General features: G+C 60.4%; 10 protein-coding genes. 8 read left to right on the plus strand and 2 right to left on the minus strand.

Going from position 1 to position 12894, the window contains the following annotated elements; translation table 11 throughout:
* Positions 1 to 36: 36 nt before the first annotated feature.
* The 3 genes from QZ196_RS01390 (at position 37) to QZ196_RS01400 (ending at position 4587) form a co-directional block, all read left to right on the plus strand.
* Complete coding sequence (locus QZ196_RS01390) at positions 37 to 2865, plus strand: molybdopterin oxidoreductase family protein (protein ID WP_296423109.1); 2829 nt, start codon at positions 37 to 39, stop codon at positions 2863 to 2865.
* 88 nt (positions 2866 to 2953) lie between these two features.
* A complete protein-coding gene (locus QZ196_RS01395; protein ID WP_296423111.1) occupies positions 2954 to 3715 on the plus strand; it encodes a 4Fe-4S dicluster domain-containing protein in 762 nt (253 codons plus the stop codon).
* The gene (locus tag QZ196_RS01400; protein ID WP_296423113.1) at positions 3715 to 4587 is read left to right on the plus strand and encodes a DmsC/YnfH family molybdoenzyme membrane anchor subunit; all 873 of its coding nucleotides are present in this window, start codon (positions 3715 to 3717) and stop codon (positions 4585 to 4587) included. Before QZ196_RS01395 ends, QZ196_RS01400 begins: the two co-directional genes overlap by 1 nt.
* A 16-nt stretch (positions 4588 to 4603) precedes the next feature.
* On the opposite strand, the gene ugpC is transcribed toward QZ196_RS01400, so the two are convergent.
* Complete coding sequence (gene ugpC, locus QZ196_RS01405; RefSeq protein WP_296423115.1) at positions 4604 to 5665, minus strand: sn-glycerol-3-phosphate ABC transporter ATP-binding protein UgpC; 1062 nt, start codon at positions 5663 to 5665, stop codon at positions 4604 to 4606.
* Between the two features lie 3 nt (positions 5666 to 5668).
* Positions 5669 to 6472 carry an IclR family transcriptional regulator gene (locus QZ196_RS01410; RefSeq protein WP_296423117.1) on the minus strand — a complete coding sequence of 268 codons (804 nt, stop codon included), beginning with the start codon at positions 6470 to 6472 and terminating at the stop codon, positions 5669 to 5671.
* Positions 6473 to 6635: 163 nt separating this feature from the next.
* Here QZ196_RS01410 and QZ196_RS01415 point away from each other — a divergent pair, with 163 nt between their 5' ends.
* The 5 genes from QZ196_RS01415 to QZ196_RS01435 all read left to right on the plus strand — a co-directional run bounded on the left by QZ196_RS01415 (position 6636) and on the right by QZ196_RS01435 (position 12891).
* Complete coding sequence (locus QZ196_RS01415; protein ID WP_296423118.1) at positions 6636 to 7895, plus strand: ABC transporter substrate-binding protein; 1260 nt, start codon at positions 6636 to 6638, stop codon at positions 7893 to 7895.
* Positions 7896 to 8002: 107 nt separating this feature from the next.
* A complete protein-coding gene (locus tag QZ196_RS01420) occupies positions 8003 to 8956 on the plus strand; it encodes a sugar ABC transporter permease (protein WP_296423120.1) in 954 nt (317 codons plus the stop codon).
* A gap of 96 nt (positions 8957 to 9052) precedes the next feature.
* A complete protein-coding gene (locus QZ196_RS01425) occupies positions 9053 to 9901 on the plus strand; it encodes a carbohydrate ABC transporter permease (protein WP_296423122.1) in 849 nt (282 codons plus the stop codon).
* A 6-nt stretch (positions 9902 to 9907) separates the two neighbouring features.
* The gene (locus tag QZ196_RS01430) at positions 9908 to 11989 is read left to right on the plus strand and encodes an alpha-galactosidase (RefSeq protein ID WP_296423125.1); all 2082 of its coding nucleotides are present in this window, start codon (positions 9908 to 9910) and stop codon (positions 11987 to 11989) included.
* Complete coding sequence (locus QZ196_RS01435) at positions 11986 to 12891, plus strand: 2-dehydro-3-deoxygalactonokinase (protein WP_296423127.1); 906 nt, start codon at positions 11986 to 11988, stop codon at positions 12889 to 12891. The genes QZ196_RS01430 and QZ196_RS01435 overlap by 4 nt, the downstream gene beginning before the upstream one ends.
* The last annotated feature ends 3 nt before the right edge of the window (positions 12892 to 12894 follow it).

The following is a 12894-nucleotide window of genomic DNA, read 5'->3' on the forward strand; positions in this document are numbered from 1 at the left end:
CGATGGCCCACACGCCATCGCTTGAAAGGTCCGCCTATGTCACTTGATCAGCCCCCTCTCGATACATCGCCATTTGTGTCTGACGAGGTCCGCAAGACGACGTGCTACATGTGTGCCTGCCGCTGCGGGATCAATGTGCATATGAAGGGCGGCAAGGTCGCGTATATCGAAGGCAACAAGGATCACCCGGTCAACAAGGGCGTGCTTTGCGCGAAGGGGTCGGCGGGGATCATGCAGCACAACGCGCCCTCGCGGCTGCGCGCGCCGTTAAAGCGGGTTGGCCCGCGCGGGTCCGGCAAATTCGAGGAAATCAGCTGGGAAGAAGCGCTGAGCCTGGCCGTCGACTGGCTCAAGCCGATCCGGGACACGGCCCCTGAAAAGCTGGCGTTCTTTACCGGGCGGGACCAGTCGCAGTCGTTCACCAGCTTTTGGGCGCAGGGGTTCGGCACCCCCAACTATGCCGCCCACGGGGGGTTTTGTTCGGTCAATATGGCCGCAGCGGGCATTTACACCATGGGCGGCGCCTTTTGGGAATTCGGGCAGCCCGATTGGGACCATACCAAGCTGTTCATGCTGTTCGGTGTCGCCGAAGACCACGACAGCAACCCCATCAAGATGGGCATCGGCAAGATCAAGGCGCGCGGCGCGCGGATGATTGGGGTCAACCCGATCCGCACCGGATATAACGCCGTGGCGGACGATTGGGTGGGCATCACGCCCGGCACCGATGGTTTATTCATCCTCGCTCTGGTGCATTGCCTGATGAAGGCCGGCAAGGTCGATCTGGATTATCTCGCCCGGTTTACCAATGCGTCCGTGCTGGTCAACGACGACCCCAAGTCAGAGCAATACGGCCTGTTCCTGCGCGATGCGGCCGGCCAGCCGCAGGTGATCGACCGACGCACCGGCATGCTGGCGGCATGGAATGGCATGGGTGTCGAACCGGATCTATCGGGCACCCACCATGCCAAGGGGATCACCCATCGCCCGGTGTTCCATCGGATGGCGGACCGGTATCTTGATCCGGCCTATGCACCCGAAGCCGTCGCAGACCGCTGCGGCATCTCGGCACTGCGTATCCGCGCGATTGCCGCCGACCTTGCCCGCGTGGCCTTTGATGAAGCGATTGAACTGGATCGCACGTGGACAGATTTTCGCGGTGTGACACATACCAGAATGGTCGGCCGCCCGGTGTCATTCCACGCCATGCGCGGGATTTCGGCACATTCCAACGGGTTTCAGACCTGCCGCGCGCTGCACATGCTGCAAATCATCCTTGGCGCGGTCGAAACCCCCGGCGGCATGCGGTTCAAACCGCCCTACCCCAAACCTGCGACAGCCCACCCCAAACCGCATTGCAAGGTCACACCCGGTCAGGCGCTGGACGGTCCGCATCTGGGCTATGTGCAGGGCCCCGAAGACCTTTGCCTTGATGACGATGGCCGTCCGATCCGCATCGACAAGGCTTATAGCTGGGAAAACCCGATGTCGGCGCATGGGCTGATGCATATGGTGATTTCCAACGCGCATGCAGGCGACCCCTACAAGATCGACACGCTGTTTATGTATATGGCGAATATGGCGTGGAATTCGTCGATGAATGTTGGCGGCGTCGCAAAGATGCTGACCGATCAGAATGCGGATGGGTCCTATGTCATCCCCCACATCATCTATTCCGATGCCTATTCATCCGAAATGGTGGCCTATGCCGACCTGATCCTGCCCGACACGACCTATCTGGAGCGGCACGACTGCATTTCGCTGCTGGACCGCCCGATCTGCGAGGCCGACGCGGTCGCCGACGCGATCCGCTGGCCCGTGGTGGAACCCGACCGCGATGTGCGCGGGTTTCAATCGGTGCTGTGCGAATTGGGCGCGCGGCTGGACCTGCCGGGATTTGTGAACGCGGACGGCAGCCAGAAATACCAAGACTATGCAGATTATATCACCAATCACATCAGACGCCCCGGAATCGGACCGCTGGCGGGCTTTCGCAAAGGCGCAGACGGCGTTCAGGGCGGGCGCGGTGACGTTAACCCCGACCAATTGCAGACCTATATCGACAACGGCGGTTTCTGGATCGAACACGTTCCCGAAAGCGCGGCCTATTACAAACCCTTCTCGATGGACTATCAGAACTGGGCCGTGAAGATGGGTTTCTACGATGTGGTCCAGCCGTATATCTTTCAGCTTTACGTCGAACCACTGCGCAAGTTTCAGGCGGCCGCCCAAGGCATCGGCACCCGGCAGCCGCCCGACCATCTGCGCGGCCAAATTGCCGTGACGATGGACGCGCTGCCAATCTGGTATCCACCGTTCGAGGACGGACACGTGGACCCGGTGGAATATCCCATCCACGCGCTGACGCAGCGGCCAATGGCGATGTATCACAGTTGGGGGTCGCAAAACGCATGGCTGCGCCAAATTCACGGGCACAACCCGCTTTATGTGCCAACCAAAATCTGGGAAGCCAACGGATTTCAAGAAGGCGACTGGGCGCGGGTCAGCTCGGCCCATGGCGCCATCACCGTGCCGGTGGCCCATCAGGCGTCGCTGAACGAAAACACGGTCTGGACATGGAACGCCATCGGCAAACGCAAAGGCGCATGGGCGCTGGACAGCGATGCACCCGAAGCGACCAAAGGGTTCTTGCTGAACCATCTGATCCACGAATTGCTGCCACCCAAGGGCGACGGGCTGCGCTGGGCAAACTCTGATCCGATCACCGGCCAGGCGGCCTGGTTCGACCTGCGGGTGAAAATCGAAAAATCCGGCATCCCGAACGAAGCCCAGCCAGTGTTGCCGGCCATCACGTCACCGGTGCCAAAAGCCCCGCGCGTACTGGCATGGAAGGTGGGCAAGTGATCTACCTTCTTCCGAGCCGAAATATCCCCGCCGGAGGCCACGAAATTTCTGGAAATTTCGTTTTCCGCCCAGACGAAAGCGCCACCTGATGACCCAGCTTCCCGGACCGACCGCCAAGAAACTCGGCCTTGTGATTGACCTTGATACCTGCGTGGGCTGCCACGCGTGCGTGATTTCATGCAAGGCTTGGAATACGGAAAACTACGGCGTGCCGTTGTCGGATCAGGAACCTTACGGCGCTGACCCGTCCGGCACATTCCTCAACCGGGTCCATTCCTACGAAGTCCAACCCGCACAGGGCACGGCACAGCTCGTCCATTTCCCAAAATCCTGCCTGCATTGCGAGGACGCACCTTGCGTCACCGTCTGCCCCACAGGGGCCAGCTACAAACGGGTCGAGGACGGTATCGTGCTGGTCAACGAAAGCGACTGCATCGGCTGCGGGTTATGTGCCTGGGCCTGCCCCTACGGCGCGCGGGAATTGGACGCCAAAGAAGGCGTGATGAAAAAGTGCACGCTTTGCGTCGATCGGATTTACAATGAAAACCTGCCCGAAGAAGACCGCGAGCCGGCCTGTGTGCGCACATGTCCGTCCGGTGCGCGCCACTTTGGTGATCTGGGAGACGCCGATAGCGATGTGTCGAAACTGGTGGCTGAACGCGGCGGGTTTGATCTGATGCCCGAACAGGGCACCAAACCGGTCAACAAATACCTCCCCCCCCGCCCCAAGGACGCAGAGCCGCAGATAGATATCCTTGCGCCGTTTCTTGAACCCATTGCCCAAGACGGCAAAGGCTTTGTCGGCTGGCTCGACAAGGCGCTATCGGCCCTGCCGGGAGGTGCCAAATAATGCATCCTGCACCATCCGTTATCATCTTTACCACATTTTCAGGCCTGGGTTTTGGGCTGTTGTTCTGGCTTGGGGTCGGCGCATTGGTACCGGGGGGGCTGTCTGCGTTCATTTGGTTTACGATCGCCTATGTCGCGGCGGTCGGTGGGCTGCTGGCATCGACCTTTCATCTGGGTCACCCCGAACGCGCGATCAAGGCGTTCAGCCAGTGGCAGACAAGCTGGCTTAGCCGCGAAGGCATTGCCGCCGTCGCGACATTGCTGATCATGGCGTTCTATGGCGCGGGATTGGTCTTTGGCGGCACGCGGTTTGCGGCCTTGGGGTGGCTTGGCGCGGTCGGGGCGCTGACGACGATTTTCACGACGGCGATGATCTATGCACAGCTCAGGACCGTGCCACGCTGGCACCACTGGACCACACCTGCGCTGTTTTTGACCCTATCGCTGGGTGGCGGCGCATTGCTGGGCGGGCAAGTGTCGGAAACCATTGGACTTTTGGCGCTGGCGGGTGGCTTGCAACTCTATGCCTGGGCCATGGGCGACAAGCGGTTTCAGCGGTCCGGCACCGATATGGACACCGCCACGGGCCTTGGGCACATCGGCAAGGTCCGCGCGTTCGAGCCGCCCCATACGGGCACCAATTATCTGATGCGTGAATTCATCCATGTAGTCGGGCGCAGACACGCCGTGCAATTGCGGGCCATTGCGCTGGGGCTCGGCTTTGTCCTGCCGGTCGTGCTGCTGCTTTTGCCGTTCAGCCACATTTTCGCAGTGTTTGCCGTGTTCAGCCACATCGCAGGTGTGCTGGTGGTGCGCTGGCTGTTTTTTGCACAGGCCGAGCATGTGGTCGGCCTTTATTACGGCAAACGCTGACCCCGGGGCGCAAACGTCAGGTGCGGATACGCTGTTCGGTGTCGCCATCGAACAGATAGACCCGTGATTTGTCGATCGTCACGCCAACGCGCGCGCCTTCGACCGACCGGTCATCGCCGCGTTCTTCGATGACGATCCGCTCGCCGGTTTCGCATGTCAGATAGACAAACGACACCCCTCCAAGGCTTTCGGTCAGGTCAACGGTATGGGTATCGCCCGCCGGATCGACCATCAGGTGTTCGGCGCGCATGCCCACGGTCACGGTCTTGCCGGTATAGGCGGGGGCAATGATACCGTCGAACGACGCTTTCATGCCCGGCACATCGACGCGGCCATCAGTGGCCGTAGCGCGCAAGAAGTTCATCGCAGGCGAGCCGATGAAACCGGCCACGAATTTGTTGTCGGGGTCACGGTACAGCGCCATCGGCGCCCCCACCTGTTCGATCCGTCCCGCCCGCAGCACGACGATCTTATCGGCCAGCGTCATCGCCTCGACCTGATCATGGGTCACATAGATCATCGTAGCGCCAATCTCGCGGTGGAGGCGTGCGATTTCGACACGCATCTCGACCCGCAGTTCCGCATCGAGGTTGGACAGCGGTTCGTCGAACAAAAACACCTCTGGCCCACGCACAATCGCCCGCCCGATCGAGACGCGCTGGCGTTGCCCCCCCGACAGGGCCGCAGGTTTGCGTGACAGGTAGTCTTCAAGCTTGAGGATGCGCGTCGCCTCGGCCACCTTTGCCGCGATCTCGGCCTTGGGGTAGCCATTCATCTTGAGACCAAAGCCCATGTTCTCCTTGACCGTCATATGCGGATAAAGCGCGTAGGTCTGGAACACCATCGCCACGCCACGCAGCGATGGGTCCAGGCGGGTCACATCGCGGGTGCCGATTTGCATCGACCCTTCGGTCGTTTCTTCCAGACCCGCGACCATGCGCAGCAAGGTGGATTTGCCACAGCCCGACGGGCCGACAAAGACGCAGAATTCGCCGTCGTCGATTTCCAGATCAATCCCGTGAATGACCTGCACCTCGCCGTAGCGCTTGATCACTTTGTTCAGTGTCACACCTGACATGGCCTATATCCCCGTTGTTTCTTTGGTATCGTGGTCTGGAAAGCTCCAGTTTTGGGCGTCGATTGCGATATTTCGGGCGGTATCTTGCAAGATCGGCACATAGGCTTCGAGCCCGGCAAGATTGGTGCGTCCCGTCGTGCTGGTCACGGACAAGGCGCCCAGCACGCGCCCGGCTTCCGACAAGATCGGCATCGCCACGCAGATGATCCCCGGTTCGTGTTCTTCGCGATCAAAGCCATAGCCTTGGGCGCGGATGTCGGCCAGTTCTTCGCGCAGCGCAGCCGCACTGGTCAGCGTGTGCGGCGTGAAAGCATGAAACGACTGCTGTTCAATCACCAGATCGACAATCGCCGGATCGGAAAACGCCAACATCACCTTGCCGACCCCGGTGCAATACGCCGGCCCGACCTTGCCGGCCTGGCTGTACATCTGAACAGGCTTTCCGGCGTTGCGTTTGTCGACATATAGAACCTGCGCATGATCCAGCTGCGCCAGATGCACCGTTTCCCCCACCGCCTTGCTGAGCGCGTCGATATGCGGACGCGCGACCGGCGCCAGCGTTGATTGTTCCCACGCGGCATGGGCCAGCCGGACAAGGCGGATACCCGGCGCATAGGTTTGCCGATCGGGATCATAGGACAACATCTGTTGATTGGTCAGCGTTTGCACAAAACGGTAAAGCGTCGGCTTGGGAAATGGCGACTGAGCAAGAAGCTCGGTGAAGCGCACAGGCCGCCCAAAGGCTGCCACCTGATCAAGCACGCTAAGTGCTTTGCCGACTGTGCCGTCGCGGGTCGCCGCTACCATGTTCCCCCCTGTCCAAACTGGGCGTTTTTGCACCGACTTGCGCGCCGGTGCCGCCCTGCACTGTTGACAAGGCTAGATGAGTCGCGGTTTAGTATCAATATCCAAAACCAAGTTTCATATAATGAGACGCGGTTTACACTATGGAAGCACCAGGGAGGACACCATGCATTCCATTCTTAAGACGTCGCTTGCGGCGTTTATTGCTGCTGGCATCAGCGCATCTGCCGCATCTGCCGCGGGTCATACGCTGTCAGGCGATCTTGTCATCTTTTCGGACATGTCAAACCCCGCGCCCCGCGCGGTGATGGAAGGCATGGTCGAACGGTTCGGCGACTTGCACCCCGATCTGAACATCGAACTGACGGTCATTGACCGCGAAGCCTACAAGACGCAGATCCGCAACTTCCTGACAGCCAATTCGCCTGACGTGGCCAACTGGTATGCCGCCAACCGCATGCTGCCCTATGTCGAGGCGGGCCTTTTCGAGGACGTGTCCGACATCTGGGACGGTCAGATGTCAGAAGAACTGGCATCGACCAAAGGCGCACTGACCATCGACGGCAAGCAGTACGGCGTGCCGTACACCTACTACCAGTGGGGCGTTTATTATCGCAAAGATATCTTTGACCAATATGGCCTGACAGAGCCGGCAACATGGGCCGAAGAGCTGGCGAACTGCCAGACGCTACTGGATAATGGCGTGAAATGCTACACCATCGGGACCAAATTCCTTTGGACCGCCGGTGGTTGGTTCGACTATCTGAACATGCGCACCAACGGCTATGACTTCCACGCGCGGCTGACCAACGGCCAAGAAAGCTGGACCTCGGACGAGGTGCGCGCGACCTTTGCCAACTGGCAGCAACTGATCGACATGGGCGCGTTCATCGACGACCATCAGACCTATAGCTGGCAAGAAGCGCTGCCGTTCATGGCCAATGGCGAAGCTGCGGCCTATCTGATGGGTAACTTTGCAGTGGCCCCGCTGCGCGAAGCAGGTCTGGATGACAGCAAACTGGACTTCTATCAGTTCGTCGAAATCACCCCCGGCATTCCGCGCGGCGAAGATGCGCCGACGGATACCTTTCACATCCCCGCGAACGCATCCAACAAAGACAACGCGCGCGAATTCCTGAAATTCGTGGTCTCAGCGGAGAACCAGACGCTGATCAACAACGGTGAAAATCTGGGCCAGTTGCCGGTGAACGCGAATTCATCGGTGGATGACGACAAGTTCCTGCAACAGGGTTTCGACATGCTGTCGAACAAGGCACCGGGCGGCATCGCGCAGTTCTTTGACCGTGACGCCCCTGCGGAAATGGCCGCCGTGGCCATGGAAGGGTTTCAGGAGTTCATGGTGTTCCCGGACGCGCTCGATGATATTCTCGAGCGTTTGGAAAATGCCCGCGAAGACATTTACTAAGCAACCAAAGGGGTGCGCGAACGCCGCGCACCCCACCCTCCGCCGCCTATCTGCAAGCGCGTTTCCCATGCGCTTTCACATGCGCAAACCGGGAAAGTGGGACGATTATGACAGCATCCTCTGACAGCCATTCCCCGGCGCAGCGCGGCTGGTACAAGCGCAACGAGATCGCCATCACCCCCTGGCTGTTTCTGGCCCCCGGCGTCATCTTCTTTTTCATCTATGTCGTTGCCCCGATCTGGCAAAGTTTCGGTCTGTCGCTTTATGATTGGAATGGTCTGGGCGATGTTCAAACCAACGGCGAATATGTCGGGCTTGAGAACTATAACAAGCTGTTTGGTCTGAACGGCGAACGCGCCGACCGGAATTTCGGGATCTCGCTGAGCAATAACTTCAAATGGTTGGCGCTGTATCTGCTGGCCATCCCCGGCGGGCTGTTCATCGCGCTGTTTCTCAACCAGACGGTGCCCGGTATTCGGCTGTACAAGTCGCTGTTCTTTTTTCCGTTCGTCATCAGTCAGGTGGTCGTGGGGCTGGTGTTTTCGTGGTTCTACCTGCCCAACGTCGGTCTGCTGAATGTGATCATCGGCTGGTTCGGCATGGAATCAACCAATATTCTGGGCGACAGGACATGGGCAACCTATGGGATCATCGCGGCGGGTCTTTGGCCGCAGACGGCCTATTGCATGATCTTGTATCTGACCGGTCTGAACGCGGTTGACCCCGAACAGGTGGAGGCCGCGCGGCTGGACGGGGCGAAGGGCTGGAAGATGCTGTGGTATGTGATCATTCCCCAACTGAAACCTGCGACATTCATCGCCTTTGTGGTGACTGTGATCGGTGCACTGCGCAGCTTTGATCTGGTGTCGATCATGACGGGGGGCGGGCCGTTCGGTTCGACCCGCGTGCTGTCCTATTACGTCTTTGAAAAATCGCTGAGCGAGCGCGGCCTGCAGTACGGCTATGCGGCGGCCATCGCGGTGGTCCTGTTCCTGATCATGCTGGTCTTCATCTCGTATTTCCTGTGGGCGATGTACCAAGACGAAAAAGGGGCACGCTGATGACATCCTTGCGCCTGCCCGTCCCGGGCCTGACCCGGGACCTCCACGTCACCTTTTACAAGAGGTCCCGGGTCAAGCCCGGGACGGGAGGGCAACATGTTCCCGACACCGATTGAGAAATCATCCCGCGCCGTGCAAATCAGCTATCAGGCGTTCCTGCCGTTCGCGCTGATCGTTTGGCTGCTGCCGCTGATCGCCGTCATGATCTTTTCGATCCGCCCTGCCGTGGATTTCACCAATGGCAACTATTGGGGCTGGCCGTCGTCGTTTGAGGGGTTCACGAACTACGGCAAAGTGTTCTTTGAAAGCGCGATGCCGCGCTATTTGATGAACTCGGTCCTGATCACCGTGCCCACCGTGATCGGCACCGTGGCGCTGGCGTGCATGACCGGGTTTGCGCTGGGGGTCTATAAATTCAAAGGCAACCTGCTGATCTTTTTCATGTTCATTGCGGGCAATTTTGTGCCCTTCCAAATTCTGATGGTGCCCGTGCGCGACCTGACTGTCGAAATGGGCCTGTATAACACCAAAACCGGCCTCGTGCTGTTTCACATCGCGTTTCAGACCGGGTTTGCGACGCTGTTCATGCGTAACTTCATCCGCGCCCTGCCGTTTCCATTGATCGAGGCCGCCCGTGTCGAAGGTGTCGCGGAATGGCGCATTTTCTGGTACGTCGTCTTGCCGTTGATGAAGCCCGCGATTGCCGCCATGGCGGTGCTGATCTTTACCTTTATCTGGAACGATTATTTCTGGGCGGTCGTGCTGACCCAAGGCCCCGAAAGCCAACCTGTCACCGCTGGCATCACCAGCTTTAACGCCCAGTACCGCGCGGCGTATCATCTGATGAGCGCGGGATCAATTGTCGCAGCCCTGCCCCCTGTCGCAATGTTCTTTTTGATGCAAAAGCATTTCATCGCGGGTTTGACCCTTGGCGCCGTAAAGTAAGAAATCATGAACCGAACCTACCGTATCGACGACGGCCGTCAGACACTTGTTCTGGCGGCCCGCAACGACCGCCTGCCGCAGGTTGTCTATTGGGGCGGCGTGCTGCCTGCCGCCGAAAACCTTGAGACATTGCACGCCGCGCATGTGATTGATGTGACCGGCGGGATGCTGGATGAAAATCCCGACCTGTCTATCTGCCCGGAGGCGACGCGCAGCTTTCCCGGCCAGCCCGGCCTGATCGTGCGTGATACGGATGGCACGCCGCTGTTGCCGAAATTCTGCTTTGAGGGGGTCACGCAAGACGGCGCGCTGGTGCTGACCTATGCCGATAAGGCCAACGGGCTGACCCTGACGATCAGCTTTGCCAGCGACCCCGAAACGCATGTCATCACCTGCGACACGACGCTGGACGCGACCCGCCGCGTGCATCTGCACTGGCTGGCCGCACCTGTGCTGCCCGGCCCGCAACACAGCGACGAGATGATTGACGTTTCAGGCCGTTGGTGTGGTGAATTCCAGCTGTCGCGCACGCCATGGTCGCCCGGAATGCGCTACCGCGAAAACCGGACGGGCCGCACCGGGCACGAACATTTTCCCGGTCTTTATGTGCCCTGTCGTGGCGCGACCAATACCGCTGGCGAAGCCTACGCATTCCACTATGGCTGGTCCGGCGGTCACAAGATGATCGCCGAGGAACTGCCCGACGGTCGCCGCCAAATCCAATGGGGCCATGCGGCAAGGATGGAGACGGAACCGGCAACCCGGTTCCGGACAGCGCCCCTTTATATCGCCTATTCCGACACTGGCCTGAATGGCTGTGCCGTCGCGTTTCAGCGCCACCTGCGCGACCACATCGTCACCTGGCCCAAGCCAGATGCCCCACGCCCGGTGCATTATAACTGCTGGGAGGCCGTATATTTCGATCATCGGCTGCCCGTCCTGCAAGACATCGCCACCCGCGCCGCCGATCTGGGCGCGGAGCGCTTTGTGCTCGACGACGGATGGTTCGGCCAACGCGATGATGACACCCGCAGCCTGTCGGACTGGACGGTGGACGCGCGCAAATATCCCGATGGGCTGACCCCGCTGATCCAACATGTTCACGGGCTGGGCATGACCTTTGGCATCTGGTTCGAGCCTGAGATGATCAACGAAGACAGCGACATCCACCGCGCCCATCCGCATTGGGCGCTGGGCAGCGCCGATCAGACGTTGGGCCGCCAGCAAAAGGCGCTGAACATGGCGCTGCCAGAGGTGCGTGATTTTCTGTATGGCCGGATGTCCGCGATCCTGCACGACAATGCCATCGACTATATCAAATGGGACCACAACCGCGTGTTGCCGATGCCCGATGCGGCGCAAACCCGTGGATCATATGCGTTAATCGACCAGCTGCGCGCGACGTTCCCCCATATCGAGATTGAAACCTGCGCATCGGGTGGCGGGCGCATCGACTTTGGCATTTTGCAGCGCACCCAGCGGGTTTGGTTATCCGACAGTAACGACGCGCTGGAACGGCTGCGCATCCAGCATGACGCGGCGCTGTTTCTGCCGCTGTCGGTCACCGGCAGCCACGTCGGCCCGCGCCATTGCCATACATCCGGCCGCACGCTGGATATCAGTTTTCGCGCTTGGGTCGCGGCCCAGCGCCACATGGGCTTTGAGATGGACCCCCGCGAACTGAGCGCCCATGAGGCCGCCGTCCTGACCGAGGTCACAAGTTGGTGGAAGCACAACCGCGCATGGATGCAGACCGCCGATATTCTGCGGCTGGACAGTGCCGATCCGGCGGTGCTGGCCGAGCTGCAACTGGCGCGCGATACATCCCGGTTCGTGGTGTTCGCCGGCAAGGCCGCAACCAGCGCGCAGATCGCGCCACGCCCGCTGCGCCTGACGGGATTGCAGGCGGACGCGATGTACCGGATCAACCTGACCAACCGCAACACGCTGCATCACCTGTCACGCGGAACACCGGCATTGAAAACCGACGCGCTGACGCTTTCGGGGGCCTATCTGATGCGCTATGGCGTCACCTTGCCGTGGTCATTCCCGGAACGCATGTGGGTGGTCGAGGGCCGGAAGCTATGACAGATCAAACCATCAAGGCCGATTGGATCGCCGTCGACTGGGGCACGACGCATATGCGGGCCTGGGCGATGTCGGCATCCGGGTCCGTACTGGCCGAGGCGGTATCGGATCAGGGCATGGGTAAGCTGACACGCGACGGGTTCGAACCCGCCTTGCTGGACGCTGTGGCGCCGTGGCTGGATGGCCCCACGCCCATCATCGCCTGCGGCATGGTCGGATCACGCCAGGGCTGGGTCGAGGCGCCATATGCGGCGGTGCCCTGCCCCGCGCTGCCCGGCGGATTTGTGCGCGCACCCACACAGAATCCCGATTTGCAGGTTCACGTCATTGGCGGCATCAAACAGACCGATCCGGCGGATGTGATGCGGGGCGAAGAAACCCAAATCGCGGGCTTTCTTGCGCGCAACAAAAACTGGGACGGCGTCATTTGCCTGCCCGGCACCCACACCAAATGGGTCCACGTCAGCGCCGATGAGGTCGTCAGCTTTCAGACATTCATGACCGGAGAGTTGTTCGATACGATCGCGACCCACACCGTCTTGCGGCATTCGATCCCCGCAGAGGGCTGGGACAGTGCCGCCTTTGCGACCGGCCTGTCGGATGCGATGGCACGGCCCGAGCGGATTGCCGCGCGGCTGTTTTCGCTGCGCGCGGAGGCGCTGTTGCAGGACCTGTCGGGGCCTGCGGCGCGCGCGCGGCTGTCGGGGCTGTTGATCGGTGCCGAACTTGCCGCGGCCAAACCGTATTGGCTGGGTCAGCAAATCGCCGTCATTGGCGCGGGCGCGCTGTCGCGGCTGTATGTTGATGCGCTGGCCACGCAGGCCGCCCCCGCCACACAAGTAAAGGGCGACGCCATCACGCTGGCCGGTCTGACCGCCGCGTTTCGCCTGTTGAAAGGATAACCC

Origin of the sequence: Yoonia sp., from assembly GCF_017854565.1 — a bacterium.
Lineage (GTDB): Bacteria > Pseudomonadota > Alphaproteobacteria > Rhodobacterales > Rhodobacteraceae > Yoonia.

Excerpts from the sequence above, each read along its gene's own strand:
- QZ196_RS01390 (WP_296423109.1), top strand. The coding sequence starts at position 37 with ATGTCACTTGATCAGCCCCCTCTCGATACATCGCCATTTGTGTCTGAC.
- QZ196_RS01395 (WP_296423111.1), top strand. The coding sequence starts at position 2,954 with ATGACCCAGCTTCCCGGACCGACCGCCAAGAAACTCGGCCTTGTGATT.
- QZ196_RS01400 (WP_296423113.1), top strand. The coding sequence starts at position 3,715 with ATGCATCCTGCACCATCCGTTATCATCTTTACCACATTTTCAGGCCTG.
- ugpC (WP_296423115.1), bottom strand. The coding sequence starts at position 5,665 with ATGTCAGGTGTGACACTGAACAAAGTGATCAAGCGCTACGGCGAGGTG.
- QZ196_RS01410 (WP_296423117.1), bottom strand. The coding sequence starts at position 6,472 with ATGGTAGCGGCGACCCGCGACGGCACAGTCGGCAAAGCACTTAGCGTG.
- QZ196_RS01415 (WP_296423118.1), top strand. The coding sequence starts at position 6,636 with ATGCATTCCATTCTTAAGACGTCGCTTGCGGCGTTTATTGCTGCTGGC.
- QZ196_RS01420 (WP_296423120.1), top strand. The coding sequence starts at position 8,003 with ATGACAGCATCCTCTGACAGCCATTCCCCGGCGCAGCGCGGCTGGTAC.
- QZ196_RS01425 (WP_296423122.1), top strand. The coding sequence starts at position 9,053 with ATGTTCCCGACACCGATTGAGAAATCATCCCGCGCCGTGCAAATCAGC.
- QZ196_RS01430 (WP_296423125.1), top strand. The coding sequence starts at position 9,908 with ATGAACCGAACCTACCGTATCGACGACGGCCGTCAGACACTTGTTCTG.
- QZ196_RS01435 (WP_296423127.1), top strand. The coding sequence starts at position 11,986 with ATGACAGATCAAACCATCAAGGCCGATTGGATCGCCGTCGACTGGGGC.